General features: G+C 66.4%; 18 protein-coding genes. 14 read left to right on the forward strand and 4 right to left on the reverse strand.

Annotation, left to right across the window (positions count from 1 at the left end):
- Positions 1–182 precede the first annotated feature (182 nt).
- Positions 183–464, forward strand: a complete 282-nt coding sequence (locus tag VMV82_08390; protein HUY41568.1) for a type II toxin-antitoxin system prevent-host-death family antitoxin — start codon at positions 183–185, stop codon at positions 462–464.
- Complete coding sequence (locus VMV82_08395; GenBank protein ID HUY41569.1) at positions 461–880, forward strand: type II toxin-antitoxin system VapC family toxin; 420 nt, start codon at positions 461–463, stop codon at positions 878–880. The genes VMV82_08390 and VMV82_08395 overlap by 4 nt, the downstream gene beginning before the upstream one ends.
- Here VMV82_08395 and VMV82_08400 read toward each other — a convergent pair.
- From VMV82_08400 to VMV82_08410, 3 genes are read right to left on the reverse strand one after another with little or no spacing between them, the layout of a single operon-like run.
- Entirely contained in the window at positions 877–1,347 is a 471-nt protein-coding gene (locus VMV82_08400; GenBank protein ID HUY41570.1) for a hypothetical protein, read from the reverse strand. The genes VMV82_08395 and VMV82_08400 overlap by 4 nt on opposite strands.
- The gene (locus tag VMV82_08405) at positions 1,340–2,554 is read right to left on the reverse strand and encodes a PLP-dependent aminotransferase family protein (protein HUY41571.1); all 1,215 of its coding nucleotides are present in this window, start codon (positions 2,552–2,554) and stop codon (positions 1,340–1,342) included. Before VMV82_08405 ends, VMV82_08400 begins: the two co-directional genes overlap by 8 nt.
- A gap of 34 nt (positions 2,555–2,588) precedes the next feature.
- Positions 2,589–3,674: a helix-turn-helix transcriptional regulator gene (locus VMV82_08410; protein HUY41572.1), complete on the reverse strand. Its 1,086-nt coding sequence runs from the start codon at positions 3,672–3,674 to the stop codon at positions 2,589–2,591.
- Between the two features lie 291 nt (positions 3,675–3,965).
- Between VMV82_08410 and VMV82_08415 the strand changes: the two genes are divergently transcribed.
- From VMV82_08415 to VMV82_08440, 6 genes are all read left to right on the forward strand, one after another.
- The gene (locus VMV82_08415) at positions 3,966–4,805 is read left to right on the forward strand and encodes a glycosyltransferase (GenBank protein ID HUY41573.1); all 840 of its coding nucleotides are present in this window, start codon (positions 3,966–3,968) and stop codon (positions 4,803–4,805) included.
- Position 4,806: 1 nt separating this feature from the next.
- On the forward strand, positions 4,807–6,093 hold the full coding sequence (locus VMV82_08420) for a hypothetical protein (protein ID HUY41574.1): 1,287 nt from the start codon (positions 4,807–4,809) through the stop codon (positions 6,091–6,093).
- Positions 6,071–8,140 (forward strand): hypothetical protein, encoded by a 2,070-nt coding sequence (locus VMV82_08425; protein ID HUY41575.1) that lies wholly within the window; start codon positions 6,071–6,073, stop codon positions 8,138–8,140. Before VMV82_08420 ends, VMV82_08425 begins: the two co-directional genes overlap by 23 nt.
- Complete coding sequence (locus VMV82_08430) at positions 8,137–8,964, forward strand: glycosyltransferase family A protein (protein HUY41576.1); 828 nt, start codon at positions 8,137–8,139, stop codon at positions 8,962–8,964. Before VMV82_08425 ends, VMV82_08430 begins: the two co-directional genes overlap by 4 nt.
- Positions 8,961–10,787, forward strand: a complete 1,827-nt coding sequence (locus VMV82_08435; protein HUY41577.1) for a PQQ-binding-like beta-propeller repeat protein — start codon at positions 8,961–8,963, stop codon at positions 10,785–10,787. Before VMV82_08430 ends, VMV82_08435 begins: the two co-directional genes overlap by 4 nt.
- Before the next feature lie 213 nt (positions 10,788–11,000).
- Positions 11,001–11,438 carry a hypothetical protein gene (locus VMV82_08440; GenBank protein HUY41578.1) on the forward strand — a complete coding sequence of 146 codons (438 nt, stop codon included), beginning with the start codon at positions 11,001–11,003 and terminating at the stop codon, positions 11,436–11,438.
- Here the strand turns inward: VMV82_08440 and VMV82_08445 are convergent.
- Positions 11,401–12,519: a glycosyltransferase family 4 protein gene (locus tag VMV82_08445; protein HUY41579.1), complete on the reverse strand. Its 1,119-nt coding sequence runs from the start codon at positions 12,517–12,519 to the stop codon at positions 11,401–11,403. The two genes, VMV82_08440 and VMV82_08445, sit on opposite strands and share 38 nt — an antisense overlap.
- Positions 12,520–12,767: 248 nt before the next feature.
- On the opposite strand from VMV82_08445, the gene VMV82_08450 reads away from it, so the two are divergent.
- The 6 genes from VMV82_08450 to VMV82_08475 all read left to right on the forward strand — a co-directional run.
- The gene (locus VMV82_08450; GenBank protein HUY41580.1) at positions 12,768–12,917 is read left to right on the forward strand and encodes a hypothetical protein; all 150 of its coding nucleotides are present in this window, start codon (positions 12,768–12,770) and stop codon (positions 12,915–12,917) included.
- Positions 12,918–13,032: 115 nt separating this feature from the next.
- Entirely contained in the window at positions 13,033–14,967 is a 1,935-nt protein-coding gene (locus tag VMV82_08455) for a glycosyltransferase (GenBank protein HUY41581.1), read from the forward strand.
- A complete protein-coding gene (locus VMV82_08460; protein HUY41582.1) occupies positions 14,951–16,921 on the forward strand; it encodes an alpha-(1->3)-arabinofuranosyltransferase family protein in 1,971 nt (656 codons plus the stop codon). The genes VMV82_08455 and VMV82_08460 overlap by 17 nt, the downstream gene beginning before the upstream one ends.
- A complete protein-coding gene (locus VMV82_08465; protein ID HUY41583.1) occupies positions 16,903–17,070 on the forward strand; it encodes a hypothetical protein in 168 nt (55 codons plus the stop codon). Before VMV82_08460 ends, VMV82_08465 begins: the two co-directional genes overlap by 19 nt.
- Complete coding sequence (locus tag VMV82_08470) at positions 17,067–18,128, forward strand: glycosyltransferase family 2 protein (GenBank protein ID HUY41584.1); 1,062 nt, start codon at positions 17,067–17,069, stop codon at positions 18,126–18,128. Before VMV82_08465 ends, VMV82_08470 begins: the two co-directional genes overlap by 4 nt.
- A 2-nt stretch (positions 18,129–18,130) precedes the next feature.
- The coding region (locus VMV82_08475) for a glycosyltransferase (GenBank protein ID HUY41585.1) at positions 18,131–18,630 on the forward strand (500 nt) is incomplete at its 3' end.

Genomic DNA, 18,630 nt, shown 5'->3' on the forward strand with positions numbered 1-18,630 from the left:
TCTTCTGGCCCGATGCGATACGAACGGCGGCAAGGCGCGATCGCTGGTTGTTCTACTGGGACGGCAGCGAGATATCCAAGGTCGCCCGCGTTCACGATTAGCCGCCCTTGTGACCGGTCTGCCTGGTTGACAGGGATGAGATCATGTGGTTACTTTAGCGATGTGACTACTGAGGTCTCTGTATGAACAGAATCGGTGTGCGGGATGCGAAGGAGCGATTAAGCAAGCTCCTGCGAGACGTGCGACGGGGACGCGAGTGGATCATCACCGACCGCGGCGTCCCCGTTGCAAAGCTCCTGCCCGTACGCGAGAACCGGGAGACGCTCGGCGAACGTATTGGGCGTCTCGAAGAGAGCGGTGCCTTGGAGGCGCTCGCGCGTTCCGTGCGTCCGCTGCCGCCGCCGCTACCGGTCGAGCCCGGCCTCGCGCAAAGATGGCTTCAAGAAGACCGATCGGCCATGTGACGACGGTCGAGTCCGCGCTCTACTGGGACTCATCGGCGATCCTCTCGGCCCTGTTTCGCGACGCGCACAGCGACGAGGCGATGACAAGGGCAGCCGACCCTCGCGCGGTGCACGTCCTTTCGTCGCTTGCGTGGAGCGAAGTGCATGCGGTTATCGCCCGTATGGAGCGCGAGCGTGCGCTTGCGTCAGTGCTGACCGACGCTGCTCGCGAGGCGTTGAGCTCGGGACCCTGGCGATATCTGAACGCGTCGCCGACGCGCATCATCGTCGCAGATCTAGCGCGCAGGTGGCCGCTGCGCGGAGCCGACCTGTGGCATCTCGCTACCGCAAAGACGTTGCAAGCAGAAATTCCGAGCTTGGCGTTGCTCTCGTTTGACGCCAAACTCTCGGCTGCGGCGCGGGGCGAAGGGCTTTAGAAGCTTCTGATGGAGCTGAGGCCGGCTTTCTGTACGGCTTGCGTGACGCCATCGCAGGACGAGGGGTCGTCGCACGTGCAGATCAGCACGCAGCGCCCGTCGTCGATCGCCTCGTTGTAGAACTCGGCATCGCCGCGTGGCATCTCGACGCCCTCGAGATGGTCCAGAACCTCCGGGTGGCTGAACGCGTCGAACGTAGGGCCCGCTGCGTTGAGGCCGGGGACCGAGGCGCCTCCAAAATCGGAGAGGACGCCGGTGCCGCGCGTCATGTCGTCGGCGAGGCTGTCGTGAGCCATCGCCTTGGCGACGTGAACGAAGTTGACGGGCGAGTTGCGGTGCTCGGCGGTGGGCTCTTGCGAGGTAAGCACGCGCACGTGAGCTGCGTCGAGTCCGCTGGCCGCGACGGCGCGTTCCACCTGCGAAGGGTCGCACGTTGCGAGGACTCCAATGACGATGCGGTTAGCCATGCGGGGAGGTTTCTGCAATGGCCTTCGCGAGCCTTCGAACGCCGATCCGCAGCTTCTCCTCCGAGGAGTTCGAGAAGTTGAGCCGCATGCCGTCGCGCACGTCGCGCGCCGGGTAGAAGCTCTCACCGGGGACGAAGACGACGCGCTCGCTTGCGCAGACGCGCAGGAGCTGCGTCGTATCCATACCGGCGACGCGCGCCCACAGAAACATGCCGCCCTGCGGGTGGTTGAACGTGACCGACCGCGGCGCAAACTCGCGCAGCGCGTCGTACATGACGTCGCGCCGCGTGCGATACGTGGCTACGATCGCGCGCACGTGATCTTCGAAGGCCGCGCTCGTGACGAAGGTGTGAAAGACGTACTGCGCGAGCGTGCCGCTGTGCAGGTCGGCGCCTTGCTTTGCGAGGACGATCTTTTCGCGCATCTCTTCGTCGGGCACGACGAGCCACGCGACGCGCATGCCCGGTGCAACGATCTTGCTGCCGGTTCCGAGATAGAGCACGGTGCCGCTCGTTGCAAACGACGACAGCGGCGGCAGCGGATCGCCTTCGAAGCGCAGCTCCCCGTAGGGGTCGTCCTCGACGATCGGCAGCCCGAAACGCTCGCAGATGCGTACGATCTGCTCGCGCCGCTCCGCGGCGAGCGTCCGGCCGGTGGGATTTTGAAAGTTCGGGATCAGGTAGAGAAACTTCGGAAACGGATCTGCGCATTCGAGGACGCGCTCGAGCGACGCCGGCAGCATGCCGTCTTCGTCCGTGTCGGCCGTAAGGTAGCGCGCTTCGTATGCGTCGAACGCTTGGATTGCGCCGAGATACGACGGGTTCTCGAGCACGACGTGATCGCCGGGATCGATGAGGATCTTCGCGATGAGATCGAGCCCCTGCTGCGAGCCGTTGACGATGAGCGCCTCTTCGGGCGCGACGTCGCGCCCGAAGCGCGGCGAGAGCCTGCGCGCTACCCACGCGCGCATCTCCGGGATCCCTTCGGTGACGCTGTACTGCAGCGCCGCCGCGCCGTAGCGTTCCATCACCTCGCGCGTGGCGAGCGCGATCTCGTCGCGCGGAAAGAGTTCGGGCGCGGGCAGCCCTCCGCCGAACGAGATGACGTCGGGCTGCTGGGTCACCTTGAGCATCTCGCGAATCGTCGACGCTCGCAGGCGAGCGGTCCGCCGCGAAAAGCGCGTCGGGGAAGAGGCGGCGGTGGTCATCGCGGCCCGTATTCGGGGGAGGGCGAGGAGCAGCCTACGGGACGTTCGCGAGCGCGGTGCCGCCCCACGCCGTGCGCCGAATCTCGCTACGGATCGCGGGATTCCAGACTTCGAGCGTGACGGGATCGCCGGGCTCGATCGACATTCCGCTCGCGAGCGGTGCCCCGGCAAAACCACGGATGACGATGCGAGAATCGGACCACTGCACGAACGCGAGCTCGGTATCCGAAAACTTGTTGCCAACCATAAACGGTATGGCGCGCCCGTTGCCCCACGGATGGTACGCACCGTCGCACACGACGACGTAGTCTTGATTGCTCGCGAACGGCACTGGCCTCGGCGACGTGCCGAAGCCCGAGCCGACGATCTCGATCTTATGCGGCGACACGAACGCGGAGGTAATCCTCGGCACATCCGGCGGCACGGGCGTCGTGTTTCCGCCCCACGCGGCGCCGACGTGCGTTACGGGATTCCAGACGTTGAGAACGACGCCGTCCCCCTGCAGCGCCGGCAGGCCTGCGATGAGGATTCGCCCGTTGTCCCAATGCAGATAGTCCAAATGCACGCTATCGGCCGAGTAGCCGGCTTCGAAGTGCACCGTGTCGTCGAAGATGCGAAAGTACGGCGCGGTGCCGGAGAAAGGACGCGCGAACGGGCTCGCGCCGAAGCCGGAGCCGCGAATCGCGATCGTGTAGGCGCCGGGGCGGCCGGTGAATCGCACGCGCTCGATCGTCACGGGCGGCCGGTCACGCCCCGCGCGCACCGGGAAGACGGCGGGGCCCCGATAACCCTGGGTGCTCCAGACTGCCATTGCGGCGACGACGGCGGCCGCGAGTGCGAGGCCGTAGATTGTCGCGCTGCCTGAATGCAGCAACGCCAACGCGCGCCGCACGTGGGTGCTCAGCACCAGCGTTGCAGGCGGCACGTCCAGGGCTTTGGCTATGAGGTAGTGCGTTCTCGGGCTGACGGACTTGCCGTTCTCCGCGTCCCAGACCAGGCGCATCGCGACGCCGGTGCCCAGCGGATCGACCTCGCGCGTCCTCTCCGCCAGCGCCTTTTGCGACGTGAGCCCCCGGCTAAGGCGGAGGCGAGCGATCTTAGCGCCATCCAGGGTGAGCATCTGCCGGCTAGCCTCTACCGGCTAGGCGGCCTGGTTCCTCTTGCAGGGGAGCATGCGAGCCGACTATGGGCGCCGCTTGCGAAGGAATTGCGAACGAGCAGGCACCTGCGAGCCTTGATTTCTTAGGGCAGCGGCTCTCATCATACCAGATGGACGTTGGGCAGACGTTGCTCAGGGGAAGAGCGTATTCTAATCGCACTGTAAGCATACGTCGCTAGACCCGTGGGTACGGTTGCGTTTAACGGTGCAAGGGACCGAGAGCCTCCCTTGCTCGGCAGAAGGGGTGAGTCCGTGAGGTCACGGGTGTACGGTCGTTCGGTCGCGGTGGAGAACGGCTCGGCAGGCAGGGTCTCCGTCGTGGTGCCTGCCTTCAACGAGTCGTGTCACATCGCGGCAAACATGCGGGAAACCATCGGCGTCCTGAACGATTTTGGCATCGACTTCGAGTTGATCATCGTCGACGACGGCAGCAGCGACGACACGTACAGTGAAGCCAAACGCGTGCTTCGCGAGGACCCGGAACGCGTTCGCGTTATGCGGTGCGATGCAAATAGCGGCAAAGGCAATGCGTTGCGGGTCGGCAGCGCTGCGGCGGCGGGCGAGCTCGTCGTGTTCCTCGACGCCGACATGGACCTCCACCCGCGACAGCTTCCGGTACTCTTCCAAACGATGCGATTGCTGGACGCGGACGCCGTGATCGGGTCGAAATGGCATCCCGGCTCGCGCGTGACGTATCCGCGAGTTCGGCGCCTCTACAGCAAGCTCTATTTCGCACTGACGCGGATACTGTTCGGGCTGCCGGTGCGCGACACGCAGACGGGCCTCAAGCTCTTCAAAACGGCCCTGCTCGACGACATCTTTCCGCGCGTGTGCGTGAAGCGCTTCGCCTTTGATGTCGAGCTTCTCGCGGTCGCGCTCCGGCGCGGCTACCGCATCGCCGACGCGCCGGTCGTGCTGGAGTTCCGGCGGGGGCTCGGCCGTTTGAACCTGCGGACCGTGTGGAACGTACTGCTCGACACCTTGGCCATATTCTACCGTATGCGGGTACTGCACTATTACGATCGCGAGGACCTCGGCAGCGCCCTCTGCCAGCGCGTCGCGCCGGTTCAGCGCGTGAAGGTGCGGATTTAACGTGGACGTCGCCGCCGCGGGGGCGGCAGCGCGGCCCGTTGCCGGCAGATTCCCTTCGCTTCTCACCTGCGGCGCGCTGGTCTTCGCGGGGTCGACGGTTCTCAACCTCGGTGGCTTCGCGTTTCACGCGGTCGCCGGCCGGTGGCTCGGGCCGCACGAATACGGCATGCTGTACGCCGCCATGTCCCTCGCGACGATTGCCGCGTTGCCGTCCGCGCTCGCCGCGCCCGCCGTTTCGCGGCTTGCAGCCGAGTACTACGCACGAGATGTCCGGCGCACGAATCGCCTCGCCCGCGACCTGTCGCGCCTCGTTGCGATCGCCGCCGCCTTGTACGTCGCCGCTTTTGCGCTGCTGGGCCCGCTTCTCGCCGCCAAACTCCACTTGCCGGTCATGGTTGTGTGGCTCTGCGGCCCGATCGCCGCGGTCGTCGTCGCGAGCGCCGCGTTTCGCGCGCTCGCGCAGGGCGCGCACCGATTCGGCATCTACGCCCTCTCTGCGAGCGGCGAGGGAATCGCAAAAGTGGCGGCGATCGTCGCCTTTGCGACGGCGGGCATGGGCCTCGTGGGCGGCGTCTTGGGGTTTTTGGTCGGCGCCGCGTGCGGGGCACTCGTCGCGCTCGTTCCTGTGACGCTGGCAATGCGCGGACCCGTTTCAAGCGAGGGATACGACCGCGCGGCTATGCTCGCTTCCGGCGGAGGCGCGGCAGCTATGGTGATCGTGTTCTCGCTTATGGGATATGCAGACGTCGTGCTCGTGACGCACTATTTCAACGCGCAGCAGACGGGGATCTACGCGGCGGCGGCACTGGTCGGAAAGATCGTGCTGTACCTCGTCGGCTTCGTTCCGGTCGTGTTGCTGCCGGCGGCGACCGTGCGCTACTCGCGCGGCGAGGCGAGCGCCGGAGCGCTCCGGGGCGCGCTCGGGGTCTTCGCCGTGCTGACCGCCGTGAGCCTGGGCGTGATCGCAATGGCAGCGACTCCCTTGCTGCACCTGCTGCTCGGCGGTGCGTTCGACGGCGCGTCGGGGCTCTTGACGTGGTACGCCGTCGCGATGGCGCTCCTCGCGCTCACGAACCTGGTGGCGTCGTATGGGATCGCGACGCGCCGCGTGGCGTTCGCCCTGCCGACGGTTGCGGGAGCCTGCTTGACCCTCGGCGCGATCGGCATCTTCCACGCCTCGCTCCTCGAGGTTGTGCGCGTCATGGTCGTGGGGAACGCCGCCATCGCGCTCGCCGCGGTCGCCGCAGTTGCGCTACAATCGTTGCGTGAAGGCAAAGCTTCGGCGTAACTGGCCCCTCGCGCTTCCCGCCGTGCTGCTCGTCGCGGTTCTGCACGCGTGGTTCGCGCCGGGCTTAATCGCGGGCGAGGATTTCCTCGCGCCTCCATTCTTGACGCAAACGACGATCCTGCATTCCGGCTTTTGGCCCCCGTCGATCGAGCCGCTGCGCGACTTCGGCCAAAACATGCAGCCGTGGTGGCCGTCGTTCCCGGTCTGGGCAGTGACGGGGGCGTTGCTCCGCGCCGGCATCCCGTGGACGGTACTCGAACGGCTCTTTTGGCTGTGGCCGTACTGCGCGCTCGCGATTATCGCGCCGTACTGGTTCCTGCGCAGGCGCGCGGTGTCGCCGGCGGCCGCGAGCGTCGCTACCGCCCTTTTTGCACTCAACACCTGGACAGTCGGCTCGATCGAACGCGGTCACATTCCTGCGCTGATTGCGTACGCGCTCATGCCGTTCGTTCTGGACCGCTTCCTCGTAGTCGTGCGGGAAAGACGTGCATTCGCGGCGACTACGCTCGCGCTTCTCATCGCCGTGCAAGCCGTGTACGAGGTGCGCTACGCGTATCTCACCATCTTGGCATGTGCGGTCGTCTACGGGGCGCTCGTCGCCCGCCGACGACGGCGCTACGCAACGCGCGCGATCGCATTGCGGGTCGCCGTAGCAGCCGGACTCGCGCTGCTGCTCACGCTCTATTGGTGGCTGTCGCTCATTCTCTCTCCGCTCTCGGCGGCGGTCGACACGGCCTTCTCGTCGTTTCTGAAGCTCTCCGGAAAGCTCTCGATCGGGCACGCGCTCGCGCTCTTCTATCCGTACTACCATCACAATCTTGTCGTGCCGGCCTTCGCGGCCGAGCCCGTGGAGCTGCCGTTCTTTCTCTTGCCGGCACTCGCTGTGGCGGGCTTCTACGTCGCGCGGCGGCGCGACCTCGCGGTGGCGTTCGCGGCGCTCTGGGTCGCGGATGTCGTCGTGCTGTCGGGGCCGAAATCGCCGCTCGGGTTCGTCAGCGCGTTCCTCTATCTGCATCTGCCGGGTTTCGACCTGTTCCGCGGCGTCGAAAAGCTCTACTCGATCGCGGTTTTCGGGGCGTCGTTCGGCGTCGCGCTCGCGCTCGACCGTGCGACCGCGTTTGCACGTCTTCGGCACCTGCGGCTGCAGCCTGTCGTCGCCGTCGCCGGGGTGATCTTCGTTGCGCTGCTGATGCGCGACGCGTTCGATCCGACGCGCCAATCGAACTTCGCCGCGACGCGTCTGCGGCCGCAGGACGTGGCGCTTCAGCGATTCATTGACACGGCGTCGGGAGACGGAACAGTCGCGCTCTTTCCGTCGTACTTTCCTGGTGTCGACCCGTCGGTGCGCCATCCGATCGTCTCCGCGGGCCAGATGGCCCTTGCGACGCCGCCCCTCGGGATGACCGAGCTGCTGTACCATCATCGTGACACGATCCCGAAGCTGCTCTACCGATTCGTGCGTTCGGAGGAGATCCATCGCGTGCTGGCGAGCATCGGCGTGCAGTACGTCGCGCTCGTCGACGACCCGGAGGACGCGCTGAACCGGCCGTGGCTGTACGATCTGGATCGGGCCACATCGCAGCGGCTCTTGGGCAGCGTGCCGTGGCTTCGCCGCAGCGCGACGTTTGGGTCCGACGCGCTCTACCTCGTTCGCGGTGCGCGGCCGCGCAGCGTCGCCGCATATCCCGCGCTCGCCGATCCGAAGGCGTTCGTTCAGCTCAACGCGTCGGAGGCCGTCGGCCCGGCCTTTGCGGGGCGGCTGCTCGAGCAGAACCAAGCGTTCGATCCGTCGTGGCATCTCGCACTGCTGCCGCCGGGCGCACGCCCGAGCGGCGACCCGCTCGCGGATTACCTGCGATTTCGGGAAGGTTTCGTTCCGGCCTCCGAGCACGTTCGCATCGTGGGCGAGTTCAACGGGTGGCGGCTCGGCAAAAATGGAACCGGGCTGCTCCTCTTCGTGCCGACCGCAGTTTCGGAGTTGGGCGCGCTCGCCGAGCTTCCCGCGCTCGCGATCTTTGCGCTCGGCGCATGGTGGCTGCGCCCGTGAGCGCTGCTCCGCTGGTGAGCGTCGTCATCCCGACGCGCAACTCTGCGCGAACGCTCGACGCGTGCTTGCGCAGTGTGAGCGCGCAGACCTACCCCGCGGTCGAACTCGTCGTGGTCGACAACGCATCCTCCGACGACACGGTCATGATCGCGCGACGGCACGCCGATCTCGTGCTTCAGGCCGGGCGCGAGCGCTGCGCCCAGCGTAACGCCGGCATCGCGGCGGCGCGCGGCGAGTTCGTCCTCGTCGGCGACGCCGACATGACGCTCTCGCCCGACGTCGTCGCCTCGTGCATCGCGCGGTGCGGTTCGGGCGATGCGGTAGCCATCGACCGGATTGCCTGCGGGTCGGGATTTTGGTCGCGCTGCAAAGCCTTCGAGAGCACGCTGTACCATGGCGACCGCGTGGTCAGCGCCGCACGGTTCTTCCGGCGTGCCGCGCTTCTGGACGCGGGCGGGTACGACGAAACGCTGCTCGGCGGGGACGACTGGGACGCTTCGATGCGCGTCCTGCGCGGGCGGCAGCTCGTATTCGCAGATGCCCTCATGCAGAACGATGAAGGGCGAGTTAGTCTGCGCGAGCGTTTCGTCAAACAGCTCTACTACGGTCAGAGCTGGCCTCGCTTCGTGCGCAAGCACGGAGCCGGCGCGATGCGGCGGCTCAACCCCGCGCGCGGCGCTCTCGTGCGAGGCGCCGGCAAGATGCTGCGCCATCCGGTGCTCGGCGTCGGGCTCGTGATATTGAAGGCCGTCGAGTTGTCGGGGACCGTTCTCGGCGTCGCGCTCGGGCGCTGGATACCGCACGATCGACTCTACGGCAGATGAAAGCGGCCTCGACCCTCGCGCTCTGTCTTACGGCATGCGCGTCGATCGTTCCGCAGCACGCGTGGACGATGTATCAGTATCGCGCCGACAACAACGCGGTCTTTGCCGCGCCGGCGTGGGACGTCGCGTGGAGCCGCCGTCTCGGGGGGCGCGTCAACGGGGCGCTCTCGATCGTCGGCGACACGTTGTACGTCGAGTCCTTCGACCGGCATCTCTACGCGCTCGACGCACGCACGGGCCGGGTACGATGGCAAAGCATGCGGCTTGCGAACATCGCGATGAACGCACCGCTCGTCTCGAATGGCCTCGTTATCGTCGGCACCGGAAACAATCGCTGGCTTTACGACACGCCGCAAGGCGCGCTCATGGGCGTTCCGGGCGGCGACGTGGTCTACGCGTTCGACGCGAGGAGCGGCGCGCTCGTTTGGCGCCGCGCCGTGCGCGGCCAAGCGATGCCGACCGGCGTGATCGCTTCCGTCGGCGGCCGCCCGGCGTTGCTCTTTGCCGCCGGCGACGGCGTCGTGCGCGCGCTGAGTCTTCACGACGGGTCGCTTCTATGGCGAACCGCCTACCCCGGCTTCGATTCTATGAGCTCGCTTGTGGCCACTGGCGGCCTCGTCGTGGGCGCCTCCGCGGTCTCTCCGCAGGCGGGCCTACGCATCTACCGCAAGGCGCAATGGAATCTTCTCGACGAAGAATCGTGGACGTGGGCCGTCCGCGCCACCGACGGTAGAATCGCGTGGACCAGCCCGCACGGATGGGGCGACTCTTCGCCCGTTGCGGCCGATGGAAGGATCTTCGTCGAGAGTATGTTCGTCCCGATTCGCACGCAAAGCCAGCTCCGGCACGGGATGACGATCTCCGACGGCACGCCGCTGCAAAGCCGCGTCTACGCACTCGACGCCGCAAACGGCGCGAAGGTGTGGGAGTACGACGACCCCGCCGTCGGACCGTACATTCCCGGCGGCACGCTCGAGCTTGCAATCGCTGGCACGTATGCGGGCGGCGTCTTCTACGATTCGCTGAGCTTCAGCGAGCAACTCGCCGCGTTCGACGCGAAGACCGGACGCGTGCTCTGGACGGTGCGCACGCGCGCGCCGGTGCGCATGAGCCCCGTCGTCTACGACGGCAACGTCTATTTCGGCGACGTGGCGGGCTACTTCTACGTCGTACGCGCCTTCGACGGAGACGTCGAATCCCGCCTGCGCTTTCCCGTGGGTTTCTCCGCGAGCCCTCCGGTCGTCGTGGGCCGCACGCTCTTCGTTGCAGACGGCGACACGATCTACGCGCGCCGCTTGCGCGATCTCGAAGCGGAGACGGCGTTTCCCGGCGCATCTGTCCGGGCCGACGGCTCGCTTGCGGGCGTAGACGGTGCGAGTAGCTCGCAGGAGTACGCGCTGTTGCCGGGCGCAACGGTGACGATACGAGCTCGCATCGCCAAAGGAGCGATCGCGGGCAGCACCGCGCTCGTGTTCGGGAGCGTCTACACGAACGGCTATGGCGTTACTTACGACGGCAACGGCGACGTCTATCTCGAGCGGTGGGTAGGCGGCGCGCGCAGCGTCCTCGGCAGTATCGTGCATCATCGGAACGGCACAGGGTTTCACACGTTCGTCTTGACGCTTGTGGTTCGCGGTGTGGGCTCGAATCTGCTGAGCGCAGCCTTCGACGGCGACGCCGTCGACGCGCAGCCGCTGCGGGACACGTCGCTGAACCTCGTCGCCGGCCCGTTTCCGGCAAGCGTCTTCACCGCCGGTCAGGATGGCTCGATGCAAGATTACTCCGTCACGCTGGTGTCGGCGAGGCCTTCCCCGCGATCTTGACCGTTCGGAGGAAGCCGCTGCGATGCACGGGAAAGCATGCGGTAGATTGCTAGCGTCTTGGGGGAAGGCTTCTTGCTTAGCTGGAGAGCATCGATGCGGCGCGCTCGCCTTGTACCGATCGTCAATTCCCTAGCATTGTCGCTCGTCATGCCGGCCTGCAGCCACGCCGTCGCTACTGCCGAGCAGCCCTTTTCCGCGTCGAAGACGTTCGCGGTGGAAGGCGCGCTCCCGACCGGCGCGACGGTGACGCTGCGCGTACGCATCGCGAAGGCGGCGGCCGCAGGACGGTCGGTACTCGTTTTGGGCAGCGTCTATACCGACGGGTACGGTGTCGCTTACGACGGCAACGGCGACGTCTACCTGGAGCGCTGGGTGCGAGGAGCGCGCAGCGTCCTCGGCCGGATTGGGCACCACGCGAACGACGCGCGGTTTCACGCGCTCACCTTGACGATCGCGGTTCGCGGCGCGAGTTCGAATCTGCTGAGCGCAGCCTTCGACGGCGGCGCCGTCGACGCGCAGCCGCTGCGGGATACGTCGCTGAGCCTCACTCGCGGCTCATTTCCCGTCACGGCCATGACGATGTACTCGAAGGGATCGATGAGAGCGTACTCCGTCACGCTCTCGTCTGCTGCGCCGCCCGGACGGCGGTAAGCAGCACGTCTTCAAAAGCGTCGACGAAGCGGGTTTCGGAGAACGCGTCAAGGTATTGTGCCGCGCCATCGCCCAGGCGCTTGCGTAGCGCTCGGTTTCGTACGACGCGCACGATGCTGGCTGCGAGCGCCTCGGGCGTCGATTCGTCCACTACGATGCCGGTGCGGTCGTTTTGCACCGAATCGACGAGGCCGGCAACCGGATAGACGACGCTTGGCACGCGAAAGCGCGCGGCTTCCGAAACGACGAGCCCCCAACCTTCGCGCAGCGACGTCATCGCAACGACGTCGCAGGTACGCAGCACCGCATCGCGCGCGTCGTCCGAAAGGCGTCCCGCGAAGGTGACGGCTGCGCCTACGCCGAGCCGCCGTGCAAGCGCCTGCAGTTGCCGCAGCTCGCGCGTGGATCCCCTGCCGACGACGACGAGCTCGGCGTCCGGGAGTTGCGCGCGTACGAGCGCGAGCGCGCGCAGAATGTGATCGATGCGCTTGGAGGGGGTTATACGGCCCGCATATCCGATGCGCCCCACGCGCGGCGACGCCACGGCATCCTCTGCTGGTGCGAGCGGCTCGCCCACGACGGCTGCATCTGCGCCGAGACCCACAGAGACGAATGATGCCGCGCTCGACGGCGAGACCGTCACGATCGGGCCGCGGCGATAGCTGCGTAACATCGCGGGTTCGAGCAGATATCCGATACGCCCGAGCAGCGGGGGCGCTTCCGCAAGCCAGACTTCGCGCGCGAGCTGGTGCAGCCAGAGCACGACCGGCCGATTCGTTGCGAAGCGCGAGAGAAACGGTAGTGTATTCACTTCATCGATCGCGACGTCGAAGTAGCCGGCGTTTCTGCGCAGCCAGGCCCACGCGAAGAAGCGGCAGGTTAGCTCGTTTCCGCGCCGCTCGATCGCGTAGCCGTCGCGATCCTCGCGTGGCGGAGTTCCGGGCGGGCGGCTCGTGAACCACAGAATACGGTGACCGCGGCGCGCGAGGGCGACGGCGAGCGCGTGCGTCACGACCTCGGCGCCGCCGGCTTTCGGGTGTGCGAGGTCGCGCCAGTTGAAGATGACGACGCGGAGCTTCAAAACGAAGCGCTTGTTTCTCCGAGCGCTCGCGCCGCCCCCCAAACCGGGGAAGCCAGGCGGCGAGGCGGGCGGTGCGCACCATTGCCGCTGCAGCCCGCGCTCTTGCACCTCGATCGCCCGCCCATGACGCGTAGATACGAGCTCGCCTTTCCCGTCGTCGCCGCAATTGCGTTTGCCGCGCTGGTGTTGCCCTCGCCCACCGGATACGTGCCAGGCGTATCTTCTCGTTCTTCTGCTGGCCGGCGGTCGTGCTGACGACGACGGCCACGCTGCGGCCGGTTGCCGAGGTACGCATCGCGGGAGCGGCGTTCGATCCGTCGGCCGGGCTCGTGCGCGCACTCGATGTCGAGATGAATGCGCGCCGTGACGCGCGTGGCGCGTATCGCGGGCCGATCTGAAACCGATGGGCGAGTGGTCGGGGAAGAGTTAATGGAGGCGCCGCCCCGTGCGGCTGCAACACCAGGGAAAGTAGGAGCCGAGGTGAACGGCGGTCGCAGTACGGGAAGGGCGGCGATGCGGTTCTCCATTGTCATACCGGCGCACAATGAGGCGACGCGAATCGAAGGAACGGTTCGCGATTTCTCTCGCGCGTTTGAAGACTCCGAAATCATCGTCGTTCTCAACGGATGCACCGATTCCACACCGCAGATCGCGCGCAAGCTCGCCGGCCGGCATCCGAATGTTTCGATCGTCGAAATAGAAGATGCAATCGGTAAGGGCGGGGCCGTTCGTGCCGGCATGCTCGTCGCACAAGCGCCGATCGTCGCCTACGTCGATGCCGATCATGCAACCTCTGCTGCGGAGATGCGCAGGCTCTGCGAGTCGCTCGACGGCTACGACGCCGTCGTCGCGTCGCGCTGGTGCCGTGGAGCCGTCGTCGAGATCGCCCAGCCGCTGCAGCGCCGTTTTGCTAGCCGCGTCTTCAACGCCATCGTTCGGCTGCTCTTCGGATTGAAGGTCAGCGATACGCAGTGCGGCGCGAAGGCCTTTCGCGCCGATGCGCTCTTAAACGTCCTGCCGGACGTCGAGACGTCGAACTTCGCCTTCGACGTCGATCTGCTCTTTGCGATGAAGAACGCCGGCATGCGGATCATCGAGCTTCCGACCGTGTGGCGCGATGCCGCCGGCTCGCGCGTGCGGCTCGTGCCCGCCTCGCTGCGCATGCTCGCCTCGATCCTGCGCTTGCGGATCCGGCACTCGTTCTTTCGCGCGATCGTGCCGGCGTTCGACTACTTCATTCCTACGGCGCCGCTGCGCTCGCATCACGGTTTCAACGTGCTGCTGCTGAACTGGAGGGATCCGCGCCATCCGCAAGCCGGCGGAGCTGAGGCGTATTTGCACGAGATGGCGCGGCGTTGGGTCGCGCAAGGCCACGCGGTCGAGTGGCTGACCGCCGGCTTTGCCGGGGCGCCCAGAGAAGAGATGATCGACGGGATTCGCGTTACGCGCGTCGGGAACGCGCTCTCCGTCTACGTGCGCCTTCCTTTAACGTATCTGCGGCGCTTTCGCGATCGCTTCGACGTGGTCGTGGACGCCGAGAACGGCATCCCGTTCTTCAGCCCGCTCTTCTCGATGAAGCCGAAAGTCTGCGTCGTGCACCACGTGCACCAGACGGTCTTGCGGCAGCACATGCGGTGGCCGATCTCGGCAGCGCTCGCGTGGGCGGAGCGATGGCTCATGCCGCGTCTCTACGGGAACGACGCTTTCGTTGCCGTCTCCGAAGACACGCGTCAAGCGATGCACGATGAGCTTGGCATCCCCCGTCATGCGATCGAGGTGATTCACAACGGCGTCGACGACCGGCTCGGCCCGGGCGCGAAATCGGCGCATCCCATGGTGCTCTACCTCGGGCGGCTGAAGAAGTACAAGCGCGTCGATCGCATCATCGAGGCGTTTGGGCGCGTTCGCGCGCTCGTTCCCGAAGCCGCGTTGCATATCGCGGGCGATGGCGACGACCGCGCCCGCTTGGAACGATGCGCGCGCGAGGCGGGCGTCGCGGACGCGGTCGTCTTCGAAGGCTTCGTGAGCTTCGAGCGCAAGCGCGAGCTGTTGCAGAGCGCGTGGGTTGCGGTCAGCGCCTCGGAGATCGAAGGATGGGGCGTCGGCGTCATCGAGGCGGCGGCGTGCGGTACCCCCATGGTCGCCTTTAGCGTGCCCGGTTTGCGCGAAGCAATTCTTCCCGGCGTCACGGGGCTGCTCGTCCCCGACGCAAGCGATCTTGCGCCGGCCATCGTCCGGGTGCTATCGGACGATGCGTTGCGCGCGAGGCTTTCGAGCGCGGCCGTCGATCGAGCGAAGGAGTTTTCATGGGACGCCTCGGCCGAGGCGATGATCGATCTCATCGCGCGCGCGACGATCGGGCGACACTACGGCTTCGTCCGAAAGCGCGACAGCTGGGTTTTCCACAGCGCCGACGTTGCACGCGTAAAGCTTGAAACTCGCCCGTAGCGCGACTGCGCTCTCCTTGTCGGTGCTCGCCGTCGTGGCGCTGCACTGGTGGCATCCCGGGGCGATCATCGCCCAAGGTGACTCGGCGCCGCAGCTCGATCCCGGCGTCTGGTTCCACAAGGCGCTTCCGGCGTGGAACGACTACGACAACTACTTCGGCCAGATTTCGGGTTCGTTCTCCTTCGTGCCGTTCATGGCGCTCTGGTGGGTGCTCGACAAGCTTTTCGGCCCGGGGCTCGGCGAGATCGCGCTCATCTACGTGCTGCTCGCGGCAAGCTGGCTCGGCGCGTTCTCGTTCGCGCGGCGATGCGGCGTCACCGTTGCTGCGGCGACCGTTGCTGCGTGGATCTATACGATCAATCCCTTCACCCAGACGATTGTCCCGAGCCTCAACGCAACGCAAGAAACCTTTCTCGCGCTGCTTCCGTGGCTTGGATTCTTCGTGGTCACGGCGGCGCGCGATCCGCAGCGCCGCCCGGCGATGCGCGCGGCGCTCACGATCTTCGCCTTGCTCGTATTTCCGGTGCTCGGCATCACCCCGCAGCTCGTCTTTCAACTGCTCGTCGCGGCGGTGCTGCTGGCGGTCTTCTGCGCCTTCTTTGCGCGGGACATGCGCGCGTTCTTCGTCTGGGCAGCGGTCACGGCGGTGCCGATGATCGCGGTTTCACTCTGGTGGGCGGTTCCCGACGTGCTCTCGTTCGTCGGCGTCGTGATTCCGCATCCGACGAGCCTGGCCGCAAACGCGTGGACGTTCGCGCGCGCAAGCCTGCTCAACGATCTGCGCGGGCTCTTCAGCTGGGGCTGGGCGTTTGCCGAGTACTTTCCCGGCGCTGCCGCCTACGACGCAAATCCGCTTACCTATGCCGCGGGATTCCTGGCGTTTGCCGGAGGCGTTACCGGGCTGATCGTTCTGCGCGGGCGGCAGCTCGCAGCGGCCCGCTACGGCATGGCCTGCCTTCTCGTGATGACGTTCATCGCGAAGGGATCGCACGCGCCGCTCTCTGGACTGAGCGCACTGCTGTGGAAGATCCCGGGTGTCTTTTTCTTCGACGATCCCGGCGGCGCAACGATCCTCGCCTTTCTCTTGGCGAGCGTCATCACCGCGGCGGCCTTCGACGCGTTGCGCCTTCGCCGGCTCCGGCTGCCGGTCGCAACCGCGGCGGTCGTCGTTGCGTCGCTCTCGGGAATCTTGCTGGTGACGGGCACCGCCTTTCACGGCGACGTCAACGCGCCCGACGGATTCTACTCGCCCTCGGTGTACGTGCGCGTGCCGGCATATTGGAGCGAGGCGGCGGGATATCTCAACCACAGCGGGCGCAGCGGCGGCGTGCTGCTCTTGCCGCCGAACCTGGGCGAAGGCTACGACGTTCGCTACTCCTGGAACTATTACGGCGGCGATGGCCTGCCGCAAAATCTCATCGCACGGCCGCTGCTCGCTCTCGACGCGGGGCTGATCAAGGGCGGCGGCTACTTGAAGCATCGTGCGTCGCAGGCTGTGGCCGACAGGGTGCGTGCGGCGCTCGACGCGCGCTCGCCGCAGACTCCCTCGCTGCTGCGCGCGATCGGCATCCGGTACGTGCTCTATCGTAACGACTTCATCAAAGCGCAACCCTGGCTCTCGGATGCGCAGATCGCGCGCGTTCTGCACGCGACGCCCGCACGTTTCGGCGCGCTTTCGCTCTACGATCTCGGGGTGCCGCAGACGCGCTCGCTCGTGCGGCGGGGAGGCCTCGCGGTCTTGGGCCAGCGCTACGACTGGTCGTGGATCGGGCTCGAGGTCGGCCACGGCGTACGCATTGCGCCACGCGTCGCGATCGACGGATGGCGCGATGCGTGGCCGATCGCTAATGCAGGGAGGTTCGTCGTATTCAACGCAGTAGTTGCGTTCGAGATCATCGGTCTGTTCTGTGCCCTCGGAGTTGCCGCATGGTTCGTTTGGCGCGCACGCTCCTAGCGTCGTTGCGCTGGTCTCCCCACGCGGCGCTCGTCGTATTGGCGCTCGCCATCGTCGCGCATCTCGCCGGGTTTGAATGGCTGGCCGAGCTATACGGCGACGCCGCGTTCTTCCTCGCCGCGATCGCGGTCTGCGTGAGGCGCGGGTGAAAGAGAACGCCACGGCGGCGATCGTCGTGAACTACAACGGAGGTGCCGCAAATCTCGCGTGCGTCGAGAGCCTGCTCGGCCAGGTTGACGAGATCGTCGTCGTCGACAACGGCTCGAGCGACGGGTCGCTGGAGATGCTGCAGGAGCGTTTCGGCGACCGCGCCCGCTTCATGGCAATGGGCAAGAACGTGGGGCTCTCGCTCGCGCGCAACGCCGGCGCGTTCGCTACGAGCTCCTCATACCTGCTCTTTTTCGACAACGATGCCGTCGCGCGTGCGGGCATGGTTGCGGCGCTGCAGCGCGTCGTCGAACAGCATCCGGAGATCGGCATCGTCGCGCCGGTCGTGCTCGACGCGCACTCTCCGGAGATCGTGCAGACGACGGGCCTCACCATCGATCGCTGGGGCTTCCCGGTCGATGCCACGACCGGGGTGCGCGTCGCCGAGCTTCCCGCGTACGATCTTCGCCCGGCATTCTTCGTGCAAGGGTGCGCGCTGATGGTACGCGCAGCGCTCTTTTCGCAGCTGCACGGTTACGACGAAGGAATCTTCTTCGGAGGCGAGGACGTCGATATCTGTTGGCGCGCGTGGCTTGCGGGCTCTACGGTCGTCTCGGTGCGCGACGCCTTTTGCGAGCACAAGGGCGCCTCGACGCTCGGCTTCGACGTGCGCGGGAGCTTCTACACGCCGGGGCTCCGAGGCGAGCGCTACACGACGTCGACCTACCGGATCGCGAATCGCGAGGCGAACACCTTCCGCATGATGGTCGCCAACTTGAATCGCACCAATGCGGCGGCCTACGTGCTCGTCTTCTCGCCCGTGCTGCTGCTCGAGGCCGCGGCGGCGTTCTTCACGGGAAGATGGTCGATCGCGAACGCGTATCTCGCGACCTTCGGGCGCATCATCACGCAACTTCCCGATACGCTGCGCCGCCGCCGCAGCGTGCAGGCTAAAAGGTGCATGCCGGATAGCGTGGTGACGCGGATGTGGTCGCGCGGGTACGAGAAGCTCGCCTTTCTTCGCCGAAACGGCATTCCGAAGGTTCCGGCTCCGCGCTAGCAGTGATTGCGCCGGCGGCGAGCGTTATCGTTACCACGCGCAACTCCGCGCGCACGCTTGCCGCGTGCCTACGCAGCATTCGGGAGCAGACGTATCCGCAGATCGAACTCGTCGTCGTCGACAACGCCTCCACCGACGACACCGTCGCGATCGCGCACGCCTTCGCAGATCGTGTCATCGATGCGGGGCCCGAACGCTCGGCCCAGCGTAACGCGGGCGTTGCAGCGTCCTCGGGCGAGTACTTGCTGATCGTTGACTCCGACATGGTGCTCGATCGCGACGTCGTCGAAGCGTGTTTGGCGCGCATTGGAAAGGGCGACGCGGTAGCGATTCCGGAGGATTCGTTCGGAGCGGGTTTTTGGGCGCGCTGCAAGCGCTTCGAGCGCGACTTCTACCACGGCGATCCGATCGTGAGCGCGGCGCGCTTCTTTCGTCGCTCCGCCTTTCTCGCGGCGGGCGGCTACGACGAATCGCTGCTCGGCGGCGAGGATTGGGATCTCTC

It is taken from the genome of Candidatus Dormiibacterota bacterium, assembly GCA_035532035.1.
GTDB lineage: Bacteria > Vulcanimicrobiota > Vulcanimicrobiia > Vulcanimicrobiales > Vulcanimicrobiaceae > Tyrphobacter.